The 25,670-nt window shown below is 70.3% G+C and carries 23 protein-coding genes; 13 read left to right on the top strand and 10 right to left on the bottom strand.

Going from position 1 to position 25,670, the window contains the following annotated elements:
• Positions 1 to 138: 138 nt before the first annotated feature.
• From ACZ7M7_RS33555 to ACZ7M7_RS33540, 4 genes are all read right to left on the bottom strand, one after another.
• On the bottom strand, positions 139 to 1,500 hold the full coding sequence (locus ACZ7M7_RS33555; protein ID WP_472123537.1) for a hypothetical protein: 1,362 nt from the start codon (positions 1,498 to 1,500) through the stop codon (positions 139 to 141).
• Positions 1,482 to 2,222: an ABC transporter ATP-binding protein gene (locus tag ACZ7M7_RS33550; RefSeq protein ID WP_383607378.1), complete on the bottom strand. Its 741-nt coding sequence runs from the start codon at positions 2,220 to 2,222 to the stop codon at positions 1,482 to 1,484. Before ACZ7M7_RS33550 ends, ACZ7M7_RS33555 begins: the two co-directional genes overlap by 19 nt.
• A 184-nt stretch (positions 2,223 to 2,406) precedes the next feature.
• Positions 2,407 to 3,780, bottom strand: coding sequence for an aspartate aminotransferase family protein (locus ACZ7M7_RS33545; RefSeq protein WP_472123534.1), 1,374 nt, complete (start codon positions 3,778 to 3,780; stop codon positions 2,407 to 2,409).
• A gap of 19 nt (positions 3,781 to 3,799) precedes the next feature.
• On the bottom strand, positions 3,800 to 4,315 hold the full coding sequence (locus ACZ7M7_RS33540) for an Lrp/AsnC family transcriptional regulator (protein WP_383607376.1): 516 nt from the start codon (positions 4,313 to 4,315) through the stop codon (positions 3,800 to 3,802).
• A gap of 168 nt (positions 4,316 to 4,483) precedes the next feature.
• Between ACZ7M7_RS33540 and ACZ7M7_RS33535 the strand changes: the two genes are divergently transcribed.
• Together ACZ7M7_RS33535 and ACZ7M7_RS33530 are read left to right on the top strand one after the other, a co-directional pair.
• Positions 4,484 to 5,923: a gamma-aminobutyraldehyde dehydrogenase gene (locus ACZ7M7_RS33535; protein WP_383607375.1), complete on the top strand. Its 1,440-nt coding sequence runs from the start codon at positions 4,484 to 4,486 to the stop codon at positions 5,921 to 5,923.
• Between the two features lie 182 nt (positions 5,924 to 6,105).
• A complete protein-coding gene (locus ACZ7M7_RS33530; protein WP_472123531.1) occupies positions 6,106 to 7,296 on the top strand; it encodes a polyamine ABC transporter substrate-binding protein in 1,191 nt (396 codons plus the stop codon).
• A 25-nt stretch (positions 7,297 to 7,321) separates the two neighbouring features.
• On the opposite strand, the gene ACZ7M7_RS33525 is transcribed toward ACZ7M7_RS33530, so the two are convergent.
• Complete coding sequence (locus ACZ7M7_RS33525) at positions 7,322 to 8,671, bottom strand: diacylglycerol/lipid kinase family protein (RefSeq protein ID WP_472123529.1); 1,350 nt, start codon at positions 8,669 to 8,671, stop codon at positions 7,322 to 7,324.
• A gap of 125 nt (positions 8,672 to 8,796) precedes the next feature.
• Here ACZ7M7_RS33525 and ACZ7M7_RS33520 point away from each other — a divergent pair, with 125 nt between their 5' ends.
• Entirely contained in the window at positions 8,797 to 9,333 is a 537-nt protein-coding gene (locus tag ACZ7M7_RS33520) for a hypothetical protein (protein WP_383607372.1), read from the top strand.
• A gap of 239 nt (positions 9,334 to 9,572) precedes the next feature.
• Entirely contained in the window at positions 9,573 to 11,270 is a 1,698-nt protein-coding gene (locus ACZ7M7_RS33515) for a sigma-70 family RNA polymerase sigma factor (RefSeq protein ID WP_472123526.1), read from the top strand.
• A gap of 5 nt (positions 11,271 to 11,275) precedes the next feature.
• Here the strand turns inward: ACZ7M7_RS33515 and ACZ7M7_RS33510 are convergent, their stop codons facing one another.
• The 3 genes from ACZ7M7_RS33510 to ACZ7M7_RS33500 form a co-directional block, all read right to left on the bottom strand.
• A complete protein-coding gene (locus tag ACZ7M7_RS33510; RefSeq protein WP_472123523.1) occupies positions 11,276 to 11,971 on the bottom strand; it encodes a glycerophosphodiester phosphodiesterase in 696 nt (231 codons plus the stop codon).
• A gap of 65 nt (positions 11,972 to 12,036) precedes the next feature.
• Positions 12,037 to 13,098 (bottom strand): adenosine deaminase, encoded by a 1,062-nt coding sequence (locus tag ACZ7M7_RS33505; protein WP_383607369.1) that lies wholly within the window; start codon positions 13,096 to 13,098, stop codon positions 12,037 to 12,039.
• A gap of 370 nt (positions 13,099 to 13,468) precedes the next feature.
• On the bottom strand, positions 13,469 to 13,657 hold the full coding sequence (locus ACZ7M7_RS33500) for a hypothetical protein (protein ID WP_383607368.1): 189 nt from the start codon (positions 13,655 to 13,657) through the stop codon (positions 13,469 to 13,471).
• 214 nt (positions 13,658 to 13,871) lie between these two features.
• Between ACZ7M7_RS33500 and ACZ7M7_RS33495 the strand changes: the two genes are divergently transcribed.
• The gene (locus ACZ7M7_RS33495) at positions 13,872 to 14,117 is read left to right on the top strand and encodes a DUF4190 domain-containing protein (RefSeq protein ID WP_362384096.1); all 246 of its coding nucleotides are present in this window, start codon (positions 13,872 to 13,874) and stop codon (positions 14,115 to 14,117) included.
• A gap of 153 nt (positions 14,118 to 14,270) precedes the next feature.
• Here the strand turns inward: ACZ7M7_RS33495 and ACZ7M7_RS33490 are convergent, their stop codons facing one another.
• Positions 14,271 to 14,825, bottom strand: a complete 555-nt coding sequence (locus tag ACZ7M7_RS33490; RefSeq protein ID WP_472123520.1) for an NADAR family protein — start codon at positions 14,823 to 14,825, stop codon at positions 14,271 to 14,273.
• Positions 14,826 to 15,046: 221 nt separating this feature from the next.
• On the opposite strand from ACZ7M7_RS33490, the gene ACZ7M7_RS33485 reads away from it, so the two are divergent.
• The 8 genes from ACZ7M7_RS33485 (at position 15,047) to ACZ7M7_RS33450 (ending at position 24,842) form a co-directional block, all read left to right on the top strand.
• A complete protein-coding gene (locus ACZ7M7_RS33485; protein ID WP_383607366.1) occupies positions 15,047 to 16,582 on the top strand; it encodes a gamma-aminobutyraldehyde dehydrogenase in 1,536 nt (511 codons plus the stop codon).
• A 140-nt stretch (positions 16,583 to 16,722) separates the two neighbouring features.
• Positions 16,723 to 17,970: an ABC transporter substrate-binding protein gene (locus ACZ7M7_RS33480; RefSeq protein WP_328878907.1), complete on the top strand. Its 1,248-nt coding sequence runs from the start codon at positions 16,723 to 16,725 to the stop codon at positions 17,968 to 17,970.
• Positions 17,971 to 17,975: 5 nt separating this feature from the next.
• Positions 17,976 to 19,121, top strand: a complete 1,146-nt coding sequence (locus ACZ7M7_RS33475; protein ID WP_383607365.1) for an ABC transporter ATP-binding protein — start codon at positions 17,976 to 17,978, stop codon at positions 19,119 to 19,121.
• Positions 19,121 to 20,050 (top strand): ABC transporter permease, encoded by a 930-nt coding sequence (locus ACZ7M7_RS33470; RefSeq protein WP_383628452.1) that lies wholly within the window; start codon positions 19,121 to 19,123, stop codon positions 20,048 to 20,050. The genes ACZ7M7_RS33475 and ACZ7M7_RS33470 overlap by 1 nt, the downstream gene beginning before the upstream one ends.
• 2 nt (positions 20,051 to 20,052) lie before the next feature.
• Complete coding sequence (locus ACZ7M7_RS33465; protein WP_383607363.1) at positions 20,053 to 20,853, top strand: ABC transporter permease; 801 nt, start codon at positions 20,053 to 20,055, stop codon at positions 20,851 to 20,853.
• A 22-nt stretch (positions 20,854 to 20,875) separates the two neighbouring features.
• On the top strand, positions 20,876 to 22,303 hold the full coding sequence (locus ACZ7M7_RS33460; RefSeq protein ID WP_383607362.1) for an NAD(P)/FAD-dependent oxidoreductase: 1,428 nt from the start codon (positions 20,876 to 20,878) through the stop codon (positions 22,301 to 22,303).
• A gap of 127 nt (positions 22,304 to 22,430) precedes the next feature.
• Positions 22,431 to 22,874, top strand: a complete 444-nt coding sequence (locus ACZ7M7_RS33455) for a hypothetical protein (RefSeq protein WP_472123515.1) — start codon at positions 22,431 to 22,433, stop codon at positions 22,872 to 22,874.
• A 174-nt stretch (positions 22,875 to 23,048) separates the two neighbouring features.
• Positions 23,049 to 24,842: a chitinase gene (locus ACZ7M7_RS33450; protein WP_472123513.1), complete on the top strand. Its 1,794-nt coding sequence runs from the start codon at positions 23,049 to 23,051 to the stop codon at positions 24,840 to 24,842.
• Here the strand turns inward: ACZ7M7_RS33450 and ACZ7M7_RS33445 are convergent.
• Positions 24,781 to 25,623: a phosphatase PAP2 family protein gene (locus tag ACZ7M7_RS33445; RefSeq protein ID WP_472123867.1), complete on the bottom strand. Its 843-nt coding sequence runs from the start codon at positions 25,621 to 25,623 to the stop codon at positions 24,781 to 24,783. The genes ACZ7M7_RS33450 and ACZ7M7_RS33445 overlap by 62 nt on opposite strands.
• Between the last annotated feature and the right edge of the window lie 47 nt (positions 25,624 to 25,670).

The following is a 25,670-nucleotide window of genomic DNA, read 5'->3' as shown; positions in this document are numbered from 1 at the left end:
GTGGTCTCTCCCTCGGGTGGCTGCTGCTTTCGCTGCTGTTCGGTGGGATAGACCGGGGGTCCGAGCGGAAGTCATCGCCTTGCGGAGATTTTTTCTTACGAGTTTTTCGACCGGCCCTGCCGGACCCGTCGGGAGGCTTCAGCGGGCCAGGGGCGCCGCGGCCAGTTCGGCCACGATCAGGGTGAGCGGGCAGAAGAAGACCAGCAGCGCGCCGGCGCGCAAGGCTGCCGCACTGCGGAGCAACGTGGTGGGGGCGCCGAGGCGGAGCAGCGCGGCCGTGGTGTCGGCGCGGGCCTGCTTGGCCTCCACGGCGGCGGTGAGGAGGGTGGCCACGGCACAGCCGGTGACCACGGTGGCGCCGACGGCCGTGAGGGGCCCGATGGCGTCGGTGGCCGCGGGGGCGGACAGGGGCGCCATGGCGTACGCCGCCGAGGCCACGGCGCTGACGACGCCGAGGGGGCGGCCGATGCGGGTGGCTTCCGCCATCAGGACGCGGCCCGCGAGGAGGCGTACCGCGCCCGGGCGTACGGCCTGCAGGACGCGGCCGCAGAGGTGGGTGAGGCCGGGGGCGGCGAGGGCCAGCCCGAGGGCGGTCAGGAGCCAGCCGACCAGGACTCCGGCGGGGCCGGTGGGGAGGGCGGCAGGGACGGTGAGGGGAGTGGGGGTGGCGGCGCGGCCGGCGTAGGCCTCCACGGCGATGCCGGCGGCGAGTACCGCGATGCCCCAGGGCAGGCCGACGGGAGGTTTGCCGGGAGCCGGCAGATGGGTCGCGTGGACCGGCGTCTGCCAGGTGTCGTCGACGGCGGCCGGGGCGTCGCTCGGGTGGCCGGGCGCCGGTGGGGTGCCGTCCTCCTCCGGGGCGGGCTCCGCCTCGGCGGCACGACTGTCCGCAGACGGCGCGGCAGCGCCCTCGCTGTCCTCCGCGGCCGCGCGGCCCCGCCTCACCTGGCCCCCGAACGGCCGCCCCGCGCCCCGCGCCCCGGTGGGCCCGGGTTCCTTCGGGCGCAGGGCCAGCGCCACCGTCGTCGACGCGATGGCCGGGGTCAGGGTCAGCAGGGTCAGGGCGGCCGGCAGGGGGAGGGGGGCGTTCGCCGCCAGGAACTGCGAGGCGGCGCCGTCGAAGGGCATGCCGGTCAGGTCGCCCCGCAGGTGGAGGAAGACGAGCAGGGCGAGCATCGAGCCGAGAGCGCAGGACAGGGCCGTGGTGGTGGCCGAGACCAGCATCAGGCGGGCCGGGCCCAGGCCGATCGCCGACAGGCCCGGGCGCGGCTTGGTACCGGGGTCGGTGCGGGCCACCGCCACCGCGAAGTGGATCGTCGCGGCCATCGGGGGCACGCACCAGGCAAGACGCAGGGCCGACGAGGCCGAGTCGGCGTGGGACATGGCGTAGCCCAGCGCACACAGCAGCAGGAAGCCCGTGCCCGCCGACGCCGCGGCCAGGAGCAGGCGGCGCAGCTGTACGGCGGGCTGGGCGCCGCGGCTCAGACGGAGAGCGAGCACGCGGCCCGGCCTTCCGTCGCGGTGACCGGGGGCAGGTGCACCGTGTTCACGCGCCGTCCGTCGAGCAGGGCGAGGGTGCGGTCGGCGAAGGCCGCGTTCTCCGCGTCGTGGGTGGCCAGGACGACGGTGATGCCGTGCGAGCGGGCCGCTGTCGTCAGGGTGCGCAGGACGTGCGCGCGGTCGGCGCGGTGCAGCGGGGCCGTCGGCTCGTCGGCGAACAGGACCGTGGGGGAGGGGGCCAGGGCACGGGCGAGACACACGCGCTGGCGTTCGGCCTGGACCAGCTGGTGCGGGCGCTTGCGGGCCGCCTCGCCGACGTCCAGGCGGTTCAGCCACTCCAGCGCGGTCGTCTTGGCGCGGCGACGGCTGGTGCCGCGCAGCATCAGCGGGAGCGCGGCATTCTCCCAGACGTTCAGCTCGGGGACGAGCGAGGGGGCCGGGTCGATCCAGGAGAAGCGGTCGCGGCGGAGCCGTTCGCGCGCCATCGGGGTCATGGTGTGCACCGGCACGCTGTTGAACCAGACCTCGCCGCTGCGGGCGGGGGCCAGGCCGGACAGACACTGCAGGAGAGCCGTCTTGCCGCTGCCGCGGGGACCGGTGACGGCGAGGATCTCACCCTCACGCACACCCAGCGAGACCCCGCCGAGCGCGGGGGAGCCGTCGCGGTGCGTGAAGTGCAGCGCGCGTGCCCAGAGCACGTCGTTGTCCGGCGGAGCCTCCATGGGCGTACACCTCGTCAGATCCGTAGTTCCCGGGCCGTTCCCCCGTGCGGGGGAACGAAGACAGGGCCGATCGGTTACAAGGCACGCTAAGGATCCGGGGGCGCAACGACGGACAGCACGCGGCGGGGGTGCACCCTTCTCACTCCTACGGGTGCACCCCCGCCGTCGCACGAACCTCGTGAGGTTAGAGCTTGGTCCACGCCTCCGTGAGCGTCGCGCGCAGGATCTGCTCGATCTCGTCGAACGTCTCCTGGTTGGAGATCAGCGGCGGCGCCAGCTGGACGACCGGGTCGCCGCGGTCGTCGGCACGGCAGTACAGGCCGTTGTCGAACAGGGCCTTGGAGAGGAAGCCGTACAGAACCCTCTCGGTCTCCTCGTCGTTGAACGACTCCTTGGTCGCCTTGTCCTTGACGAGCTCGATGCCGTAGAAGAAGCCGTTGCCGCGGACGTCGCCGACGATCGGAAGGTCGTGCAGCTTCTCCAGCGTCGTGCGGAAGGCGGCCTCGTTGTCGAGGACGTGCTGGTTGAGCTTCTCGCGCTCGAAGAGGTCGAGGTTGGCGATGCCCACCGCTGCCGACACCGGGTGACCGCCGAAGGTGTAGCCGTGCAGGAAGGTGTTGTCGCCCTTGTAGAACGGCTCGGCCAGGCGGTCGGAGATGATGCAGGCGCCGATCGGGGAGTAGCCCGAGGTCATGCCCTTGGCGCAGGTGATCATGTCCGGGACGTAGCCGAACTTGTCGCAGGCGAACATCGTGCCCAGCCGGCCGAAGGCGCAGATGACCTCGTCCGACACCAGCAGGACGTCGTACTGGTCGCAGATCTCGCGCACCCGCTGGAAGTAGCCGGGCGGGGGCGGGAAGCAGCCGCCCGCGTTCTGGACCGGCTCCAGGAAGACCGCGGCGACGGTCTCCGGGCCCTCGAAGAGGATCTGCTGCTCGATCTGGTCGGCGGCCCAGCGGCCGAAGGCCTCCGGGTCGTCACCGAAGATCGGCGCGCGGTAGATGTTGGTGTTCGGCACCTTGTGCGCGCCCGGGACCAGCGGCTCGAAGGGGGCCTTGAGGGCCGGCAGGCCCGTGATGGACAGGGCGCCCTGCGGGGTGCCGTGGTAGGCGACCGCGCGCGAGATGACCTTGTGCTTGGTGGGCTTGCCGGTCAGCTTGAAGTACTGCTTGGCCAGCTTCCAGGCGGTCTCCACCGCCTCGCCGCCGCCGGTGGTGAAGAAGACCTTGTTGAGGTCACCCGGCGCGTGGTCCGCGATGCGCTCGGCCAGCTCCACGGCCTTCGGGTGCGCGTAGGACCAGATCGGGAAGAACGCCAGCTCCTGCGCCTGCTTGAAGGCGGTCTCGGCCAGTTCGACGCGGCCGTGCCCGGCCTGCACCACGAACAGGCCGGCGAGCCCGTCGAGGTAGCGCCTGCCCTTGTCGTCGTAGATGTAAGTGCCCTCGCCCCGGACGATCGTCGGGACGGGGGCCTTCTCGTACGAGGACATACGCGTGAAGTGCATCCACAAGTGGTCGTACGCGGTCCTGCTGAGGTCCTGAGGGCTGTTGGTGCTCACGGTTATCGGGTCCTCACGGTTATCGGGTTCCCCACATGTAGGTCTGCTTCTTGAGCTTGAGGTAGACGAAGCTCTCCGTCGAGCGCACTCCGGGGACGGCGCGGATGCGCCGGTTGATGACATCCAGGAGGTGGTCGTCGTCCTCGCAGACGATTTCCACCATCAGGTCGAAGGACCCGGCCGTCATCACCACGTACTCGCATTCGGCCATGGCGGTCAGTGCGTCGGCCACGGACTCCACGTCGCCCTCGACATGCACGCCGACCATCGCCTGCCTGCGGAAGCCCACGGTGAGCGGGTCCGTGACGGCGACGATCTGCATGACGCCCTGGTCGAGCAGCTTCTGGACGCGCTGGCGCACGGCAGCCTCGGACAGGCCGACGGCCTTGCCGATGGCGGCGTACGGCCTGCGGCCGTCCTCCTGAAGTTGTTCGATGATGGCAAGGGAGACGGCGTCCAGCTGGGGACCGCCGTTCCTGGACTCGCGGGAGTCCCTGTGCTCTGCGCTTCGACTGGCCACGACGTCACTCTGCACGACGTCTCGATAGTTCCGCAAGGTCGATGCGATGAAATTCGTTGTTTATGCGACCGAGACCTGCGGATTTCGCAGAAGGGGCCCTAGTGGGGGTGTTGAAAACGTGGGTCAGCCGATTAGGGTGGGTGTCTCAGAGAATGGACAGTTCGACCTGACAGGAGGCCGGCAGTGAGCACCGAGCTGCGTCGTCTGCGCAACTACATCGACGGTGAGTTCCGGGACGCCGCCGACGGACGGACCACCGAGGTGGTCAACCCCGCGACGGGCGAGGCGTACGCAACCGCACCGCTGTCCGGGCAGGCGGACGTCGACGCCGCGATGGAGGCCGCCGCGCGCGCCTTCCCCGCGTGGCGTGACGCGACCCCCGCCGAGCGACAGAAGGCCCTGCTGAAGATCGCCGACGCGTTCGAGGAGCGGGCCGAAGAGCTCATCGCGGCCGAGGTGGAGAACACGGGCAAGCCGATCGGACTCACGCGGTCCGAGGAGATCCCGCCGATGGTCGACCAGATCCGCTTCTTCGCGGGCGCGGCGCGGATGCTGGAGGGCCGCTCGGCCGGTGAATACATGGAGGGCCTGACCTCCATCGTCCGCCGTGAGCCGATCGGCGTCTGCGCGCAGGTCGCGCCCTGGAACTACCCGATGATGATGGCCGTATGGAAGTTCGCGCCGGCCCTCGCGGCGGGCAACACGGTCGTCCTGAAGCCGTCGGACACCACTCCGGCGTCGACCGTCCTGATCGCCGAGATCATCGGAGGCGTTCTGCCCAAGGGCGTCTTCAACGTCATCACCGGCGACCGTGACACCGGGCGGCTGATGGTCGAGCACCCGACTCCGGCGATGGCCTCCATCACCGGTTCGGTGCGGGCCGGTATGTCGGTCGCCGAGTCCGCCTCCAAGGACCTCAAGCGGGTCCACCTGGAGCTGGGCGGCAAGGCGCCGGTCGTCGTCTTCGCCGACACCGACATCGCCAAGGCCGTCGAGGACATCTCGGTCGCGGGCTTCTTCAACGCCGGGCAGGACTGTACGGCCGCCACGCGTGTCCTCGTCCACGAGGCCATCCACGACGAGTTCGTGCAGGCGCTCGCGAAGGCCGCCGCCGACACCAAGACCGGGCAGCCGGACGACGAGGACGTGCTGTTCGGCCCGCTCAACAACCCGAACCAGCTCAAGCAGGTCTCCGGGTTCATCGAGCGGCTGCCCGCCCACGCCAAGGTCGAGGCCGGCGGTCACCGGGTCGGTGACAAGGGGTACTTCTTCGCGCCGACCGTGGTGTCCGGCCTGAAGCAGGACGACGAGATCGTCCAGAAGGAGGTCTTCGGCCCGGTCATCACCGTGCAGTCCTTCTCGGACGAGGCGCAGGCCGTCGAGTGGGCCAACGGCGTCGAGTACGCCCTCGCGTCGTCGGTGTGGACCAAGGACCACGGGCGTGCGATGCGGATGTCCAAGGCGCTGGACTTCGGGTGCGTGTGGATCAACACGCACATCCCGCTGGTTGCGGAGATGCCGCACGGCGGGTTCAAGAAGTCCGGGTACGGCAAGGATCTGTCGGCGTACGGGTTCGACGACTACACGCGGATCAAGCACGTGATGACGTCCCTGGACGCGTGACGCTGCGCTAGGCGCCGCGCGGGTCGTGGCCGTCTCACGGCTGCGGGTTCGTTGTGGCCGGTCGCGCAGTTCCCCGCGCCCTTCGCGGCGTCGCAGCCCCGGACGGAGTGAGTACCGTCCGGGGCTGCCGCTCGACATGGCGTCGATTGATCGGCCGCGGTCAGCAGCGGCATGCTGCGGCAATGGCCCTCCCACCGATGAACTCCCCGCTGTCCCGCCGGACTTTGCTGCGCACCCTCGGTGCGGGCGCTGCGCTGGGAGGGCTCGCCGGCTGCGGTGTACGGCCCGCCTACGTGTCGCCCGGCGACCGGGCCGCCACCGATGTCTCCGCCACCGACAAGCGGCTGACGTGGGCGAACTGGCCCCTGTACATCGACACGGACGACGAGGACGCGACCCGCCGGCCGACCCTCGAGGGGTTCGAGAAGCGCACGGGCATCTCCGTCGACTACGTCGAGGAGATCAACGACAACGACGAGTTCTTCGGCAAGGTCAGCCCCGCCCTGATGAACCATCAGCGCACGGGCCGCGACCTCGTCGTCATCAGCGACTGGATGTGCGCCCGGTTCGTACGGCTGGGCTGGGTGCAGGAGATGGACCGGGCGCGCCAGCCGAACGTGACGAAGTACCTGGACCCGCTGCTGCGTTCACCGGCCTTCGACCCCGGACGCAAGTACACCGTGCCGTGGCAGTCGGGCATCACGGGCATCGCGTACAACCGCCGCCGGCTGGGCCGCGACATCCACAGCGTCGCCGAGCTGTGGGCGAGCGACCTGAAGGGCCGGGTGACCCTGCTCTCCGGTCTGGACGAGGCGTTTGCGCTGCTCATGCAGGGCAACGGCGTCGACATCACCCGCTGGACGGCGGACGACTTCCACACCGTCTGCGACCAGGTCGACAAGCAGGTCCGCAAGGGCCAGATCCGCCGGTTCACCGGCAACGACTACATCAAGGACCTGTCGAGCGGCGACGTCCTGGCCTGCCAGGCCTACTCGGGCGACGTCATCCAGCTCCAGGCGGACGACCCCGATATCCGCTTCGTCGTCCCCGAGGAGGGGGCCGAGCTGTGGTCGGAGTCCCTGATGGTCCCGAACCTGGCCCGCCACAAGGCCAACGCCGAGCGGCTGATCGACTACTACTACGACCCGGAGGTCGCCGCCGAACTGGCCGCCTGGGTCAACTACGTCTGCCCGGTCCCGGCCGCCCAGGACGTCCTCGCCTCGGCCAAGGACGAGGAGACGGCCGCCCTGGCCGAGGATCCGCTGATCTTCCCGGACACGGCGATGCGCCGGCGTCTCGCGATCGCTCGGGACATCACGTCGGATGAGCGGGTGGACTTCGCCCGGCGGTGGAACGCGATCGCGGGGTTGTAGGCGGCCCCCACGGCGCCTGTGCCCCCTACCAGTGACCCTGCCGGTGCACCGCCGTACGCCCCACCGTCGCCGCCAGTTTGCGCAGTCGGCGCCAGTCCAGGCGGGGGCCGCGCTGGGGGACGCCGGGGCGTTTGCGGGGGACGCGGACGCGCAGGGCGCCCGAAGTGATGCGGATGTGGACCGGGGCCGGCAGGACAAGGGCCTCGCCGTCGATGCCGGCCTCGATCTCCTCACGGTCGGCCTCGATGACCACTTCGGTTGCGCTGAGGATGCTCAGGCCGGGCGGCGCGGGGTCGAGGAGCAGTGCGGCGGCCTCGGCCGCGCTGTCCACCCTGATGCCGAGGACGCCGAGAACGGCGGCGTCGAGGCGGTCGCGGCGGCCGAGCCCGAAGGGATCGTCCGTGCGGTAGGGGTTGTTGCTGACCAGCACGGCATGCGGGGCGTGCAGCGTCGTGTCCGCCGCCCGGACGGTCAGCAGCGGGCCCTGCTGGCGGGTGAGCAGGTCGGGCAGCAGTTCCAGGCTGGTGCCGATCTTGTCGTCGCGGTAGCCGGGGCTCTGCACGATGGCCGCGTACGCGCCGAAGGAGGCGTTGTTGACGAAGGGCCGGCCGCCGGCGAAGCCGAGGTCGACGCGCAGCTCCACGCCGTCGACGAGCGCGTCGAGGCAGGCGGCGGGATCCTCGCGGTCGAGGCCCAGGTCCATGGCGAAGTGGTTGCGGGTGCCGGCGCAGATCACCAGGAACGGGATGTCGTACGCGGCGGCGACGGCCGCGACCAGTGCCTGGGTGCCGTCCCCGCCTGCGACACCGAGCAGATCCGCACCGTCCGAAACGGCCTTGCGGGCCAGGGCGGTGACGTCCTGATGCTCCTCGGGGTCGAGGAGAACGACCTCGGCGCCGAGCCGTTCGGCCTTCTCCTTGAGCGCGAAGCGTTCCACCTTCCCGCCGCCCGAGCGGGGGTTCATGATCAGGATCGCCCGCCGCGGTGGCGCCGCCTTGCGCCCCCGCATCACCCGCACCCGTGAGCTCCCGGTGCCCCGCAGCGCGTACCGGCCGCTCCATACGGCCACCGTCCACAGCGCCACGGACGCCAGCAGCGCCCAGAACAGGGTGGCAGCGAACAACGTGATCACGGCGGCCGGTACGGCCAGGGCCACGACCCCCGCCAACCAGCGCACCGGTCCGCGCAGCGTCAGCGTCCACCACACCGCGACGGCGCCGATGCCCAGGCCCGCCACACCGGCCACCAGCAGCAGCACGCCGCCGACCCCGCCGTAGGCGAGCGGGACGAGCACCGCGAGCCCCGCTGCGGCAAGCGAGGCCCGTGCCGCCCAACGTTGCCCCCGGTAAGCCCGTTCGCTCAGGTCCAGGCCCATGCATCCTCCCTCGTCGGCGGACATCGTAGGGCCGGGCCGGTGCGGGCCGCATGGCGGCCGTCGGTTCGGGCTCCACGACGGGAACCCGCTTTGAACGTGTTCAACTCCAAGCGTACGCTGCTCCCATGAGCGACAGAGCCGCCCTGCTCAAGGGCATTCGCGTCTGGCTGGCCCTCTTCGTCATCTGCCTGGTGCTCAGCGGCGCCACGGCCTTCCCCCTCGTCCACGAACTGCGCTGGACCGAGGACCTGTTGCGCGCCCTGTCCGTGCCGGAGCACCTCCCCGGCCTGATGGACTGGATCGAGCGCGTCCGGCGCGGTCTCGACACCGCCGACGCCGACTACCCCTTCCTGCTTTACGGCACGGACTGGCTCGCCTTCGCCCATCTCGTCATCGCCGTCGCCTTCTACGGCCCCTACCGCGACCCGGTACGCAACATCTGGGTCGTCGAGTTCGGGATGATCGCCTGCGCGGGCATCATCCCGCTCGCCCTGATCTGCGGGCCGATCCGCGGCATCCCCTTGTGGTGGTCGGTGATCGACATGTCGTTCGGCGTCTTCGGGGTGATCCCGCTGTATCTCGTGAGGAAGAAGATCAAGCAGCTGGAGGCGCTGACGGATGCACCGGCACCTCCAGCCGCCGCCGTCGCCGTCAGCGGTTGAACGCCGGGAAGGCGAAGCGCTGGACGATGGCCAGGCCGTCGCCCCCGGGCTGCGAACCTGGGGGATCCCTGAGCAAGTGCCCTGCGGAACAAGATGGTTGTGAGGGATCGCCCGCACGGGGCGCCGGTCGGCGAAAAAGTGTTATCGCCGACCCCGGCACTGCGTCTCCACTCCCGGAATGTGATCTCCGATATAGCCAACCGTGCCGGTCAGGCTGAGAAGGTGCGTACGGGCAGCGCATGAGCCGGGAGAGGGCGTACGTGGACGAGGGAGCCGGCAGGCAGTGGCGCTCCACCATCGCGGCGGCGCAGGCCGGTGACCGGCAGGCGCTGGACGAGCTGGTGGAGGGCTGGCTGCCGCTGGTCTACAACGTCGTCGGACGTGCCCTGAACGGCCATGCCGACGTCGACGACGTCGTCCAGGAGACCATGCTGCGCGCCGTCGACAACCTCGGCTCGCTGCGGGACCCGGACAGCTTCCGCTCCTGGCTCGTCGCGATCGCCATGCGGCAGATCCGGGACCGGGCGCGCCGCAGACAGCCCGCCCACCTCGACGAGTCCGCCGCGTACGAGGCCACCGACTTCGCCGAACTCACGGTCCTGCGACTTCAGTTGGAGGGGCAGCGGCGCGAGGTCGCGGAGGCGGTGCGCTGGCTGGACGACGAGGACCGGCAGTTGCTGTCGCTGTGGTGGCTGGAGGTCGCGGGCGAGCTGACCCGGCGCGAACTGGCCGCCGCGGCCGGGATCAGCCGGCAGCACGCCGCGGTGCGCGTCCAGCGGGTGAAGGAACGGCTGGAGACCGCGCGCGGCATCGTCCGCGCACTCGACGGCGCCTGCCCCGACCTGCGCGAACTGACCGCCCGCTGGAACGGACGCCCGGACTCCGTCTGGCGCAAGCGACTGGCCCGGCACATCAGGGGCTGCGGCTACTGCGGCGACACCCACGAGGCCGTCGTCCCCGCGGAACGCCTCCTCGTCGGCATCGCGCTCGTCCCGATCCCGGTCGGCTTCACGCTGTCGCTGGCACTGGGCGGCAAGACGGCGGTCGCGGCGACAGCGACGGCGGCCTCCGTCGGCTGGTCCGCGAAGATGATGGCCGCGATCACCCAGCCCGCCGTGGCGGTGACGGCCGGGGCGACACTCGTCGCGGGCGGCGCGTACGTCGTCACCCAGACCCCGCAGGCCCCGCCGCGCGCGGCCGCCCCCACCGCGGCGAGCACGGCCCGCCCGCCCGCGCGGACCCCGCCCGTCACCCCGACGGCCACGCTCTCACCGTCATCCTCCCCCTCGCCGTCTCCGTCACCGTCGCGGAAGACCGGGCTGTACGGCACGGTCGTCGACGCCGTCGACGAGGCTCCGGACCCCAACGCCGAGCCCGCCGCCCTGCCGCACCGCCGTGAGTCCGGCGTCACCAGCACCTGGGGCGCGAAGGCCGTCATGCAGCACCGGGGCGAGAAGGTGACGCTCAGCGGGCAGGGTTACGTCCTGGTGCGCTGGCAGATCTCCCCGCAGTCACGGCCGGGCGCGCTGGTCATGCCGACCTGGACCGGCCTCAAGGGCAGGCTCTTCCATGTCGCCTCCGGCGGCGGCCGCCGCATGGACGACACCACCGGCCCCGGCACCACCGGCATGGGCGGCCCCGACACCGGCTACACGGTCCTGTCGGACGGCACCCAGCAGATGTGGCAGAACGAGTACTTCTACGTCGACGGCTCGGTCACCCTCAACCAGAACGAACGGGGCGCCGACTACGGTGTCATCGTCTTCCCGTCGACCTGGGAGGCGGCCGAGAAGGACGTGGGCACCGGACCCGACCAGGGCGCGATCCGCTACGGCCAGGTCCGCGACAACGGCAAGGACACCGCACCGGTCCCGCAGTACGTCACCCGCGGCACCCCGGCCGATCCGGCGACGGTGTCCCAACGCTCGCGCGTCTAGCGGCCTCAGCCGTCGGACCGGGCGGCGAGCAGGCCGAGGAGGACGTCGACGCGGTTGGTCGTGATCGAGTCGACGCCCAGGTCCAGCAGGCGGCGCATGGAGCGCCGGGTGTCCGGGGTCCAGACGGACAGCAGATGACCGCCACGGTGGACGCGCTCGGCGAGGGCGTGGTCGACCAGGCCGAAACGGTAGTTGAGCCAACGCGGGCGCACCGCATCCAGCAGGGCGGGGCGCGGCGGGGCCAGCGTCGTCCAGGTCAGGGCGATCTCGGCGGCCGGGTCGGCGGCCCGCACGGCGAGCATGGCCGGGGCGCCCGCGCAGTAGTACACGCGGTCCTGCGCCCCGCACTCGCGTACGACGTCCACGACCCGGCGCGCCGCCCGCACGTCGGGCGTGCCCGGCAGGTCGAGCAGCACCCGGCTCCCGGCACACGCCGTCAGCGCCTCCTGCAGCGTCGGCACCCCGCCCGCCGTCAGCCCGCGCACCTCGGCAGCCGACAGCACTCGCAGCGGACGGTCCTGCTCCCACAGCCGCTTCAGCGTGTCGTCGTGCAGCAGCACCGGCACGCCGTCCTTGGTGAGCCGTACGTCGATCTCCACCGCTTCCGCGCCCCGTTCGAGCGCGGAGCGCAGGGAGGCGAGCGTGTTCTCGCGGACGCGGTAGGGGTCGCCGCGGTGGGCCACGGCGGTCACGTTCTGCATGAGGGCATTCCGGTCGGGGGCGGGGGCCATCGTGGACGGGTCGAGGCGTGGTGGGCGCCGCCGGCTCAGGAGGCGAGCCAGTCGGTGGTGTACGTGTCGATCTCGGCCCTGATCCGGGCCTTGCCCGGCTCGTCGAGGAAGGACACGTCCACGGCGTTCCTGGCCAGGTCGGCCAGGCCCCGCTCGTCGAGGTCGAGGAGGCGAGCGGCGACCGCGTACTCGTTGTTGAGGTCGGTGCCGAACATGGGTGGGTCGTCGGAGTTGATGGTGACGATGACGCCGGCCTCGGTGAACTGCTTGATCGGGTGCTCGTCGATCGTGCGGACCGCGCGCGTGGCGATGTTGGAGGTCGGGCACACCTCCAGCGGGATCCGGTGCTCGGCGAGGTGCGCGAGCAGCTTCGGGTCCTGCGCCGAACTGGTGCCGTGCCCGATGCGCTCGGCGCGCAGGTGCGTGAGGGCGTCCCAGACCGTCTCGGGGCCGGTGGTCTCGCCGGCGTGCGGCACGGAGTGCAGTCCGGCGGCGATGGCCTGGTCGAAGTACGGCTTGAACTGCGGCCTCGGTACGCCGATCTCGGGCCCGCCGAGCCCGAAGGAGACCAGGCCCTCCGGGCGCAGCCGGTCGTCGGTGGCGAGCCGCACGGTCTCCGCGGCGGACTCCAGTCCGGCCTCGCCGGGAATGTCGAAGCACCAGCGCAGTACGGTCCCGAACTCGGCCTCGGCCGCCTTGCGGGCGTCCTCGATCGCCGCCATGAAGCCGCTCTCGTCGATGCCGCGGCGGGTGGAGGAGAACGGGGTGATGGTCAGCTCGGCGTACCGCACCTGCTGCCGGGCCAGCTCGCGGGCCACCTCGTACGTCAGCAGCCGTACGTCCTCCGGGGTGCGGATCAGATCCACGACGGACAGGTACACGTCGATGAAGTGCGCGAAGTCCGTGAACGTGAAGTAGTCGACCAGGGCCTCGGGGTCGGTGGGGACCTTGGAGTCGGGGTGGCGGGCCGCGAGTTCCGCGACGATGCGGGGGGAGGCGGAGCCGACGTGGTGGACGTGCAGTTCGGCCTTGGGCAGTCCGGCGATGAAGGCGTGCAGATCGCGCGGGACGCGGGCGTCGACGAGGTTGTCGGTCAAGGTTCCTCCCCAGGAACGGCGTCTCCGGCCGGATGTGTGGTCGGCGGGACGCGGGTGATCGGCTGATCGGTGACTCCGGATCATCGTATGCCGGGGCCGTGCCGGGAATGCCCGGGCCTTAGCATGACGGCACAAACGACGGAGGGGGGCCGGGCATGTCCGACGACGCGCAGACGCCGGGGGCGGCGGAGGATGCGGCGGCTGGGGGGTTGGCTTCGCCGGGGGCGTCGGAGACGGGGGCGAGGACCTCGCTGGAGAAGACGGGGAGTGCCGCGTCCTCGGCCGAACGGGACCCGTGGGCGCCTCCGGTCGAGGGCGGGCAGGGTTCCGCCCCCGCTCCCGCCGCTCCGGCCGCGCCCGGGGGAGCCGGTTACACCGTCGCCTCGAACGACCCGCTGACCTGGCCCGCACCATCCGTGCACGACCAGCAGACGGTGACGTCCATGCCGTCCTCGGGCATGCCGACGCCGCCGTCGTGGGTGAACCCGTCGACCGGGCCGAACCCTGCGGTGCCGCCGAGCGGGTCGAACCCCAATCCCTTCGCGGCGCCGGGGTCCACGCCGCCCCACTCGCCGGCCGGGCCCTTCGCGCCTCCGACGGCGTCCCTTCCCTACGCCGCCCACGGTGAGCCCGTTCCGCCGCCGCCCATCGCGCCCGGCGGGCCGGGGCAGGTTGCGTACGGCTATCCCGGGCCTGTCCACGGTTACCCGCCGCCGGGTGGGGGTGTGGGTCCCGGTACGGGGGGCTACTACGGGTGGCCCGGGGTGCAGCCCATGCCGAGCAATGGGATGGGCACGGCGGGGCTCGTGCTCGGGATCATCTCCGCGGCGATCTTCTGCCTGTGGCCGGTGGCCATCGTGATGGGTGCGCTGGCGTTGATCTTCGGCTCGATCGGGCGGGGGAAGGCACGGCGGGGGGAGGCGACGAACCCGGGGCAGGCCCTGGCGGGGATGATCTGCGGGGCGGTGGGGTTGGTGCTGGGGTTGGGGATGCTGGCGGTGTTGATCTCGACGGTGTAGTGAGCGGGGGCTTCGCCCCCGCCGCCCCTACCCGTCCCGTACCTGGGGGCTGCTGCCCCGGACCCCCGCTGTCGGCCTGAACGGCCTCGTCCTCAAACGCCGGACGGGCTGGATTGCCTGGACCGGCGCTGGAAATTCAGCTTCCTGCCGCCCCTACCCCCGCAACCGCTCCCGCGCCCCCATCAACGCGAACCCCAACAGATTCGGCCCCCGCCACCGCTCCGGATCGCCCGCCCCGTCATCCCCGGCCGCGAGCCCGATCCCCCACACCCGATCCACCGGACTGGCCTCCACCAGCACCCGATCCCCCGTCCCCAGCAAGAACCCCCGCAGCTCCGCGTCCGCCGAGAACTTGTGGACCGACCCCTCGACGACGATCCGGAACCGCTCCCGCTCCCACACCGCGTCATCGAAGCCGCGCACGAGCCGCCCGGCCTTCTTCGCCTCGGACGGATGCCCCGCCCCCAGCACCCGCCGCTCCGCCTCCGCGTCCCGGAAGAGCCGGGCCTTCTCGGCCATCATCCAGTGCTCGGCGGTCGCGTACGACACGCCGGCCACCGTGAACGGCGACGGCCACCACTGGCTCAGGCAACTCGCGCTCACCTGTCCGTCCGGTCGTGGCCGGTGGCCCCAGAAGTGCAGATACTTGACCCTCGTCCCCGCACGGACCTCCCTGATCAGGACGTCCCAAGAATCGATCTTCGCCATGTGGCCGAGTCTGGCACGCACCACCGACAATCCGTCCCGGGTTTTCAAGGCCAACTCGACACCTGGTCGACAGATTCCGTTGCGTAACCAAAAGGCAACAACGGAATCACTTGTTGGACCCTTCCTGCTCTGTCAGGATCGGCACTCAAATCGAGCCTGAGCCACGCCACCCCACGCCGACCCCACTGCGGTCCCTCCAGGGGGACACGGAGGAGAGCGACATGCACAACCCGGGCACCGACACCCCGGAACGATTCCCGGCCCAAGACCGCTTCGCGGACGGCGCGCAGTTCATCGCGGGCCGCCTGGTGAAGGGAACCTCGGGTCGCACGCACGCGGTCGTCGACCCCGCCACCGGCGAGGAGGTCTACACCTACGACCTGGCCGGCACCGAGGACGTCGACGCCGCCGTCGCCGCCGCGCGTGAGGCGTTCCCCGCCTGGGCCGCAGCCACCCCGGGCGAGCGTTCGGACGCGCTGCACCGCTTCGCAGCCGTCCTCGCCGAGCGCGCCGAGGACTTCGCCCGCGCGGAGTCCCTGCAGTGCGGGAAGCCGCTGAAACTGACCCGTGAGTTCGACGTACCGGGCACGATCGACAACACGTCCTTCTTCGCGGGCGCCGCCCGCCACCTCGCCGGCCAGTCCGCGGGGGAGTACTCCGGCGACCACACCTCATACGTCCGCCGCGAACCCATCGGCGTCGTCGGGTCCATCGCCCCCTGGAACTACCCGCTCCAGATGGCCGCCTGGAAGGTCCTGCCGGCGATCGCCGCGGGCAACACCATCGTGCTCAAGCCCGCCGAGCTCACCCCGTTGACCTCGCTCCTCTTCGCCCAGGCCGCCACGGACGCCGGCATCCCCGACGGTGTCATCAACATCATCACCGGGACCGGCAAGGAGGCCGGCGAGCATCTCGTCGGCCATCCCGACGTGGCCATGACCTCCTTCACCGGCTCCACCGCCGTGGGCAAGCGCGTCGCCGAGATCGCCACGGCCACGGTGAAGCGGCTCCACCTGGAGCTGGGCGGCAAGGCGCCCTTCGTCGTCTTCGATGACGCCGACGTGGAGGCCGCCGCCAACGGCGCGGTCGCGGGCTCGCTCATCAACACCGGGCAGGACTGCACGGCCGCCACACGCGTGTACGTGCAGAGGCCGCTCTACGAAGAGTTCGTCTCGCGCACCGCCGCCCTCATGGAGAGCGTCCGCCTCGGCGACCCCTTCAGCCCCGGCACCGATCTGGGGCCCCTCATCTCGCACGTCCAGCGCGACCGTGTCGCCGGGTTCGTCGACCGTGCGCGTGCCTACGCGCGCGTGGTCACCGGCGGTGAGGCACCGCAGGGCGACCTCAAGAAGGGTGCGTACTATCGGCCCACCCTGGTCGCCGACGCCGCCCAGGACAGCGAGATCGTCCAGTCCGAGATCTTCGGGCCGGTCCTTGTCGTGCTGCCGTTCGACAGCGACGATGACGGGATCCGGCTCGCCAACGACACCCCGTACGGGCTCGCCGCCTCCGCCTGGAGCCGCGACGTCTACCGGGCGAACCGCGCCACCCGCGAGATCCAGGCGGGCTGCGTGTGGGTGAACGATCACATCCCGATCATCAGCGAGATGCCGCACGGCGGCTACAAGGCCTCCGGCTTCGGCAAGGACATGTCCGCGTACTCCTTCGAGGAGTACACGCAGATCAAGCACGTCATGTTCGACAACACGGCGGTTGCCAGGAAGGACTGGCATCGCACCGTCTTCGGGGACCGATAGCCGGACCGGACCGGCCCCGGCCTGAGCGGACCGGACCAGGCGGGACGCCGGACCGGACCGGATCAGATCGGCGCGGCCGCCTCGCCCCTCCCGCGGCCGGCCTCCCCTCCCTCCCGATCTCCCGAAAGGGCACCACGCGCATGGAGCAGTACGAGCCCGACCGCCTGTCCCCGGCCCAAGTGGCCGCCATGCGGCGCAGCCTGCGCAACGGCCGGGCCGCCATGACCCGCCGTTCCCTGCTGCGCGCCTCCACCGGCGGCGCTCTCGCGGTGGGCGGACTTGGGGCGCTCAGTGCCTGCGGGATCCCCGCGGCCGGCAAGACCGAGGGCGGCACGTCCGCCGAGGACCACTCGGCGAAGGAGAAGCAGGTCAGCTTCTCCAACTGGACCGAGTACATGGACGTCGACGACAGCGGCAAGCACCACCCGACGCTGGAGCAGTTCGCGAAGCGGACCGGCATCAAGGTCAAGTACACCGAGGACATCAACGACAACAACGAGTTCTTCGGGAAGATCAAGCCGCAGCTGGCGGCGGGCCAGGAGACCGGGCGCGACATCGTCGTCCTCACGGACTGGCTCGCCGGGCGCCTGATACGCCTGGGATGGGTCCAGAAACTGGACCCGTCCAACCTGCCGCACGCCTTCGCCAACCTCTCCCAGCAGTTCCGCAACCCCGACTGGGACCCGGGACGGGCGTACTCGTACCCGTGGCAGGGCATCTCGACCGTCATCGCCTACAACAAGAAGGCGCTCGACGGCGTCGAGGTGAAGACGGTCTCCGACCTGCTCGACAACCCCAAGCTCAAGGGCCGCGTCGGTTTCCTGACCGAGATGCGCGACACCATCGGGATGACCCTGCTCGACATGGGCAAGGACCCCGCCAAGTTCACCGACGACGACTACGACGCGGCGATCGCCCGGCTCCAGAAGGCCGTCGACAACAAGCAGATCCGCCGGTTCACCGGCAACGACTACACCTCCGACCTCACCAGCGGAGATTTCGCGGCCTGTCTCGCCTGGGCCGGTGACGTCGTCCAGCTCAAGGCCGACAGCCCGGACATCGACTTCCTCATCCCGGACAGCGGCTACATGACGTCCAGCGACAACATGCTGATCCCCAACAAGGCCCGTCACAAGACGAACGCCGAGCGGCTCATCGACTTCTACTACGAGCCGAAGCCCGCCGCCGAGCTCGCCGCCTACATCAATTACGTCTGTCCCGTGGACGGCGTGAAGGAAGAGCTCGCGAAGATCGACGAGGACGCGGCGAACAACCCGCTGATCCTCCCCGACAAGGCCATGCAGGCCCAGTCCCGCGCCTTCCGCTCACTGAGCTCGAAGGAAGAGACGGCCTACGAAGAGAAGTTCGCGAAGCTCACAGGGGCGTGACCACCATGACGAACGACACCAGCGGCGACGTCCGCCTCTCCGGCATCAGCAAGACCTACGGCTCCTTCCATGCCGTCCACCCGCTCGACCTGACCGTGCCCCAGGGCTCCTTCTTCGCCCTGCTCGGCGCCTCCGGCTGCGGCAAGACCACCACCCTGCGCATGATCGCCGGCCTGGAGGAACCTTCCTCCGGCACGGTTCACCTCGGCGACCAGGACGTGACCGCGCTCCCGCCGTACAAGCGGCCGGTGAACACGGTCTTCCAGTCCTACGCCCTCTTCCCGCATCTCGACATCTTCGAGAACGTCGCCTTCGGCCTGCGCCGGCGCGGCATCAAGAGCGTGAAGAAGCAGGTCGAGGAGATGCTCGACCTCGTCCAGCTCGGCGAGCAGGCCCGCAAGAAGCCGCACCAGCTGTCAGGTGGCCAGCAGCAGCGGGTGGCCGTCGCCCGCGCGCTGATCAACCACCCCAAGGTGCTCCTCCTCGACGAGCCCCTCGGCGCCCTCGACCTCAAGCTGCGCCGCCAGATGCAGCTGGAGCTCAAGCGCATCCAGACCGAGGTCGGCATCACCTTCGTCCACGTCACGCACGACCAGGAGGAGGCCATGACGATGGCCGACACGGTCGCCGTGATGAACGCGGGCCGCGTCGAGCAGCTCGGCTCGCCGACCGACCTCTACGAGAACCCGCGCACGACGTTCGTCGCCAACTTCCTCGGCACCTCGAACTTCATCGAGGCCGAGGTCGACTCCAAGAGCGGCGACGACATCGTGCTGAAGGCCGCCGGCGGCAAGCTCGTCCTGCCCGAGGCGCGGTGCAGCGCGGCCACGGCGACCGGCGGCAAGGTGCTGGTCGGCGTGCGCCCCGAGAAGATCTCCCTCACGCATGCCGACGAGGCGGGCGAGATACCCGAGGGCCGCAACCGCATCACCGGCAGGATCGCGGACTCCTCGTTCATCGGCGTCTCCACGCAGTACGTCGTCGACAGCCCCGTCTGTCCCGAGTTCGAGGTCTACGCCCAGAACATCGACCGCGACACCCGGCTCGTGCCCGGCGCCGAGGTCGTCCTGCACTGGAACCCGGCGCACACTTTCGGGCTCGACGCGGCCCAGGACATCGACGCCGGCATCCAGGAAGAGGCGGCGGTCTGATGGCGACACTCACTGAGGCGCCCCCGCCTCTCACCCCGACCGCCCCCGAGAAGAAGCCGCCCCGCAGACGCGGCCGCCTGGTGCCGTACTGGCTCCTGCTGCCCGGCATCCTGTGGCTGGTCGTCTTCTTCGCGCTGCCGATGATCTACCAGGCCTCCACGTCCGTGCAGACGGGCTCGCTGGAGGAGGGCTACAAGGTCACCTGGCACTTCGCGACCTACTGGGACGCCCTGACCGACTACTACCCGCAGTTCCTGCGCTCGGTGCTCTACGCCGGCTCGGCGACGATCCTGTGCCTGGTCCTCGGCTACCCGCTCGCCTACCTCATCGCCTTCAGGGCGGGCCGCTGGCGGAACCTGATCATGATCCTGGTGATCGCGCCGTTCTTCACCAGCTTCCTGATCCGCACCCTCGCCTGGAAGACGATCCTCGCGGACGGCGGCCCGGTCGTCGGCGCCCTCAACACGTTGCACGTCCTGGATGTCACCAGCTGGCTCGGCATGACCGAGGGCGACCGCGTGCTGGCCACGCCGCTCGCGGTGGTGTGCGGTCTGACGTACAACTTCCTGCCGTTCATGATCCTGCCGCTCTACACCTCGCTGGAGCGCATCGACCCACGGCTGCACGAGGCGGCGAACGACCTGTACGCCAAGCCGATCACCACCTTCCGCAAGGTCACCTTCCCGCTGTCGATGCCCGGCGTCGTCTCCGGCACGCTGCTGACCTTCATTCCGGCGGCCGGTGACTACGTCAACGCGGACCTGCTCGGCTCCACGGACACCCGTATGGTAGGAAACGTCATCCAGACGCAGTTCCTGCGGATTCTGGACTATCCGACGGCCGCGGCTCTCTCCTTCATCCTCATGGCCGCCATCCTCGTCATGGTGACGGTCTACATCCGCAGGTCCGGCACGGAGGATCTGGTTTAAAAATGACCTTCGTCAACTGGCTCAAGCGCAATCTCGTCGTCATCGCGGGACTGCTGACGCTCGCTTATCTGCTCCTGCCCAACGTCATCGTGACGATCTTCTCCTTCAACAAACCGAAGGGGCGCTTCAACTACGAATGGCAGGAGTTCTCCACGGCCGCCTGGCAGGACCCGTGCGGTGTCTCCGACCTGTGCGGCTCGCTGTCGGTCAGCCTCCAGATCGCACTCTGGGCGACGATCGGCGCCACGCTGCTGGGCACGATGATCGCCTTCGCGCTGGTCCGGTACCGCTTCCGCGCGCGGGGCGCCATCAACTCTCTGATCTTCCTGCCGATGGCGATGCCCGAGGTCGTCATGGCCGCCTCGCTGCTCACCCTGTTCCTCAACATGGGCGCTCAGCTCGGCTTCTGGACGATCCTCATCGCGCACATCATGTTCTGCCTGAGCTTCGTCGTGACGGCGGTGAAGGCGCGCGTGATGTCGATGGACCCGCGGCTGGAACAGGCCGCGCAGGACCTGTACGCCGGCCCCTTCCAGACGTTCGTCCGGGTCACCCTGCCGATCGCCGCCCCGGGAATCGCGGCGGGCGCGATGCTCGCCTTCGCGCTCTCCTTCGACGATTTCATCATCACCAATTTCAACGCGGGCTCCACCGTCACCTTCCCGATGTTCGTCTGGGGCTCGGCCCAGCGCGGAACGCCCGTTCAGATCAATGTCATCGGTACGGCCATGTTCATCATCGCCGTACTGTTCGTCCTGGCCTCCATGGCCATCGGAAACCGCCGTAAGAAGCAAAAGGCATAAACCCCTGTAGGGAGTTGAAATCATGGCCCCAAGCGCCATGAGTTCTGGCAATCACTGGACGAAGGCACTCTCCGACGCCCAGCCGGTCCCGTACTGGCTGGACGACCCCGGCCGCCCGCACCCCGAACCCGCCCTCACCACCGCCGAGACCTGCGACCTGCTGGTCGTCGGCGGCGGGTACAGCGGACTGTGGAGCGCGCTCATCGCCAAGGAGCGCGACCCGCAGCGGGATGTCGTGCTGCTCGAAGGCCGCGAGGTGGGCTGGGCCGCCTCGGGCCGCAACGGCGGCTTCTGCGCCGCCTCCCTCACTCACGGTCTGCCCAACGGGCTCACCCGCTGGCCGAACGAGATCCACAAGCTGGAGGAGCTGGGCGCCCGCAACCTCGACGAGATCGAGAAGGCGGTCGCCCGCTACTCCCTGGACTGCGACTTCGAACGCACCGGCGAGATCGACGTCGCCACCGAGACGTACCAGGCGCGGGAACTGCGCGACTGGTACGAGGAGTTGCAGGACAAGGGCCTCGCCGAGGGCATCGAGTTCCTGGACGCCGAGGCGGTGCGGGCACAGGTCGACTCACCGACGTTCCAGGCCGGGTTCCACGACCGCCGGGGCGTGGCCATGCTCAACCCGGCCAAGCTGGTGTGGGGCCTGAAGCAGGCGTGCCTCGACCTCGGCGTCCGCGTGTACGAGCACACCCCCGCCCTCACCCTGAAGCCGTACGGCGCGGGGATGGCCGTACGCACTCCGTACGGCTCGGTCCGCGCCCGCAAGGTCGCCCTCGGCACGAACATCTTCCCGAACCTGGTCAAGCGCGTCCGCGCGTACACGGTCCCGGTCTACGACTACGCCCTGATGACCGAGCCGCTCACCGAGGACCAGCTCGCGTCGATCGGCTGGAAGAACCGCCAGGGCCTCGGCGACTCGGCCAACCAGTTCCACTACTTCCGCCTCTCGGCCGACAACCGCATCCTGTGGGGCGGCTACGACGCCATCTACCCGTACGGCGGCCGGGTACGGGCCGAGTACGACGACCGTCCGGAGACGTACGCCAAGCTCGCCGGGCACTTCTTCACCTGCTTCCCGCAGCTGGAGGGCGTCCGCTTCACGCACGCGTGGGGCGGCGCGATCGACACCTGCTCGCGCTTCTCGGCGTTCTTCGGTACCGCCCACCAGGGCAACGTGGCGTATGCGGCGGGCTTCACGGGCCTCGGCGTCGGCGCGACGCGGTTCGGCGCGGACGTGATGCTGGACCTGCTGGCGGGGGAGCAGACGGAGCGCACGCAGCTCGAAATGGTCCGCAGGAAGCCACTGCCCTTCCCTCCGGAGCCCTTCGCCTGGACCGGTATCGCCCTCACCAAGTGGTCGCTGGCCCGGGCCGACGCGCAGGGCGGGCGGCGCAATCTGTGGCTCAAGGCGATGGACCGGCTGGGCCTCGGCTTCGACAGCTGATGCCCCCACAGTGCAGGTGACTCAGCGCACTCGAAACTGGTGGTGAGAACCCGCGTAATGCCTGCGGTGGACCTCCCTCTTCCCTGTGACGCGATCGGCGTCCACAAGGAAAAGGGAGGTCACCGTCATGACAGGGGCGAAGACGGCGGTCGAGTGGCTGGCATCCGTTGCGCCGAATCCCGAAGCCTGCCGCTGGGAGTGGGAGCGCAACCCCCTCGGGGTCGCACTGCTGCCGGCCGGCAAGGCCTGGGACGTACTCATTCTGCCGGGCGAGCTCGGCTATCCGACCCTCGATGTGCTCACCCGGGTCATCGACCAACCGGGCCCGGTCCTCGTCGACTTCGGTGACGCGCGCATGGGCTTCTTCGTGCCGCCCGGCACGGCCGCCCGCTGGCTCGGCACCGGCATCCGTACGGCCGGGGCCGGCACCTGGATCGTCGTTCCGTACCCGGGCCGCGCCACCGGCGGCACCCGCTGGCTGGTCCCACCGGACGGCACCGGCACCCTCACCGACCCGGCGCTTCTCGAACTGGCCATGCATGAGGCTGCCGCCGGCTTGGCCGAGGACTGAGGAATTGCCGCGATGGGTCGTCTGTCGGCTGCGAGGGTGTTGTGGCTGGTCGCGCAGTTCCCCGCGCCCCTTAGGGGGCGTTGCGGAGCCGCCGAACATCTTGACAACCCAGATTGGTCTGGACCAAGTTGATTGCGCTCCACCCCTCCAAATCCCCCAGCCCTGGAGGCACTTGTGGATCGCTTCAGACCTCTCGCCCTCCTGACCGCCGCGGCACTGACCCTGCCCGGCGTCACCGCGCTCTCGTCGGCCGCCCGTGCGGCCGACGCGGACCTGGCCCGCAACGGCGGCTTCGAAGCCGGCCTCGACGGCTGGAACTGCACGGCCGGTACCACCGTCGACTCACCGGTACGCAGCGGCAGTTCCGCTCTCCAGGCCACTCCGGCCGGCAGCGACAACGCCCGGTGCGCCCAGACCGTCACCGTGAAGCCGGACTCCCAGTACACCCTGTCCGGATACGTCCGCGGCTCGTACGTCTACCTCGGCGCCAGCGGCACCGGCACCACGGACGTCTCCGCCTGGACCCAGTCCGCCCCCGGCTGGCAGCAGCTCACGACGACCTTCCGGACGGGCCCCTCCACCACCCGCGTCACCCTCTACACCCACGGCTGGTACGGCACCGGGGCCTACCACGCCGACGACATCTCCCTCGTCGGACCCGCTGTGGACGCCGGTCAGCCGCCGGCCGCCCCGACCGGTCTGAGGACGGGGACGGTCACCTCGTCCAGCGTCGCCTTGTCCTGGTCGGCGGTGCCGGGTGCGACGAGCTACGCCGTCTACCGTGACGGCGCCAAGGTCCGGACGGCGACCGGCACTTCGGCCACGATCGGCGGGCTCTCACCCTCCACGGCGTACGGCTTCCAGGTCGCCGCGGTGAACGACGCGGGCGAGTCGGCGAAGTCGGCCACGGTGACGGCCACGACCCCGGCCCGACCGGGCGGCGGCGGCACGGACCTCCCGGCCCACGCCCTGGTCGGCTACCTCCACGCGAGCTTCGCCAACGGCTCCGGCTACACCCGCATGGCCGACGTCCCCGACAGCTGGGACGTCATCGACCTGGCCTTCGGCGAACCGACCTCGGTCACCTCGGGCGACATCCGCTTCGACCGCTGCCCGGTCACGGAGTGCCCGAACGTCGAGAGCGACGCCGACTTCAAGGCGGCCATCAAGGCCAAGCAGGCGGCGGGCAAGAAGGTGCTGATCTCGATCGGCGGTCAGAACGGCCAGGTGCAGCTGACCACCACGGCCGCGCGGGACACCTTCGTCACGTCGGTCTCGAGGATCATCGACGAGTACGGCCTCGACGGCCTGGACATCGACTTCGAGGGCCACTCGCTCTCCCTGAACGCCGACGACACCGACTTCAAGAACCCGAAGACACCGGTGATCGTCAACCTCATCTCCGCCCTGAAGACCCTGAAGGCCAAGTACGGCGACGACTTCGTGCTGACCATGGCCCCGGAGACCTTCTTCGTCCAACTCGGCTACCAGTACTACGGCACCGGCCAGTGGGGCGGCCAGGACCCGAGGGCAGGCGCGTATCTGCCGGTCATCCACGCCCTGCGTGACGACCTGACGCTGCTGCACGTCCAGGACTACAACTCGGGCCCGATCATGGGCCTGGACAACCAGTACCACTCCATGGGCGGCGCCGACTTCCACATCGCCATGACCGACATGCTGCTGACCGGCTTCCCGGTCGCGGGCAACGCGAGCAACGTCTTCCCGCCGCTGCGCCCCGATCAGGTGGCGATCGGCATGCCCGCCTCGACCAACGCGGGCAACGGCCACGTCCCCCCGGCCGAGGTCACCAAGACCCTCGACTGTCTGACGAAGAAGACGAACTGCGGCTCGTACGCCACCCACGGCACCTGGCCGGCACTGCGCGGCCTGATGACGTGGTCGATCAACTGGGACCGGTACGGGAGCTGGGAATTCCAGCGGACGTTCGACGGCTATTTCGGCTGAGGAGCAGCCACAGCAGCGTGAGAAGCACCGTGCAGAGGCACCAACTGGCCACTACGTCCAGTGGCCAGTGGTAGCCGCGCCGGACCAGCCCGAAGCCGACCCCGAGATTGAGGACGGCGCACGTGACGAGGACCGCACGGCGGGCGAGCAGGGAGCTCAGCCACGGCAGCAGCACCAGGGTCGCGGCGCCGAAGGCGATGGCGGCCGTGGCCGTGTGGCCGGACGGGTAGTAGCCGGTCGCGGGCGGCACGACCGGGGTGCCGGGGCGGTCGGTCAGGATCTTGAGGGGGATCACCAGGGCCGGAACCAGTGCCATGAGCAGGGCCGCGGAGGCGGCCGGCAACCACCAGCGGTGTGTACCAGTGCTGCGAGCCCGCCAGGCGACGTACACCAGACTCACGGCCAGCACGGGCACCGCGACCGGCACATTGCCCAGGTCGGCGAGGAGTTCGGAGAAGCGGTCCGGATGAGCCAGGGCCCGGCTGGCCGCCTCGTCGAGGTCGACCAGCGGGCCGTCGGCCACCACCTGCCAGGTGATGAGCGCGAAGAGAAGGGCGGGAAGCCCGAGGAGTCCGAGAAGGACGAAGAGGGAGGTCGGCCGCCCCGGAACAGGGGGGGTAGTTCCGGGGCGGCCGTCCGGATCGGATGGTCGCGCGCCCCGGGGGGTTTGGGGCGGGCGACTGTCCGATCGGTGAGGAGATCCGGAGCCGGAAGCTCCGGGTGTGTGCGCGAGGGCACGACCAGGTCGAAGCTGGGGAGGCCTCGGCCCGAAGTCGCCCAGAGTCCCCTCTGGGCGGGGTGTATCTCTCATCTGCTTAGAACCTACGG

The sequence above is a fragment of the Streptomyces sp. NPDC111606 genome (genome assembly GCF_055656945.1).
Note: the sequence above shows the minus strand (reverse complement) of the source record. Positions and strands in the feature narration are given on the sequence as shown.

Coding starts and splice junctions, on each gene's coding strand:
- ACZ7M7_RS33550 (WP_383607378.1), bottom strand. CDS start 2,222: ATGGAGGCTCCGCCGGACAACGACGTGCTCTGGGCACGCGCGCTGCAC.
- ACZ7M7_RS33530 (WP_472123531.1), top strand. CDS start 6,106: ATGGCCCTCCCACCGATGAACTCCCCGCTGTCCCGCCGGACTTTGCTG.
- ACZ7M7_RS33525 (WP_472123529.1), bottom strand. CDS start 8,671: ATGGGCCTGGACCTGAGCGAACGGGCTTACCGGGGGCAACGTTGGGCG.
- ACZ7M7_RS33520 (WP_383607372.1), top strand. CDS start 8,797: ATGAGCGACAGAGCCGCCCTGCTCAAGGGCATTCGCGTCTGGCTGGCC.
- ACZ7M7_RS33515 (WP_472123526.1), top strand. CDS start 9,573: ATGAGCCGGGAGAGGGCGTACGTGGACGAGGGAGCCGGCAGGCAGTGG.
- ACZ7M7_RS33510 (WP_472123523.1), bottom strand. CDS start 11,971: ATGCAGAACGTGACCGCCGTGGCCCACCGCGGCGACCCCTACCGCGTC.
- ACZ7M7_RS33495 (WP_362384096.1), top strand. CDS start 13,872: ATGCCGAGCAATGGGATGGGCACGGCGGGGCTCGTGCTCGGGATCATC.
- ACZ7M7_RS33490 (WP_472123520.1), bottom strand. CDS start 14,825: ATGGCGAAGATCGATTCTTGGGACGTCCTGATCAGGGAGGTCCGTGCG.
- ACZ7M7_RS33485 (WP_383607366.1), top strand. CDS start 15,047: ATGCACAACCCGGGCACCGACACCCCGGAACGATTCCCGGCCCAAGAC.
- ACZ7M7_RS33480 (WP_328878907.1), top strand. CDS start 16,723: ATGGAGCAGTACGAGCCCGACCGCCTGTCCCCGGCCCAAGTGGCCGCC.
- ACZ7M7_RS33475 (WP_383607365.1), top strand. CDS start 17,976: ATGACGAACGACACCAGCGGCGACGTCCGCCTCTCCGGCATCAGCAAG.
- ACZ7M7_RS33470 (WP_383628452.1), top strand. CDS start 19,121: ATGGCGACACTCACTGAGGCGCCCCCGCCTCTCACCCCGACCGCCCCC.
- ACZ7M7_RS33465 (WP_383607363.1), top strand. CDS start 20,053: ATGACCTTCGTCAACTGGCTCAAGCGCAATCTCGTCGTCATCGCGGGA.
- ACZ7M7_RS33460 (WP_383607362.1), top strand. CDS start 20,876: ATGGCCCCAAGCGCCATGAGTTCTGGCAATCACTGGACGAAGGCACTC.
- ACZ7M7_RS33455 (WP_472123515.1), top strand. CDS start 22,431: ATGACAGGGGCGAAGACGGCGGTCGAGTGGCTGGCATCCGTTGCGCCG.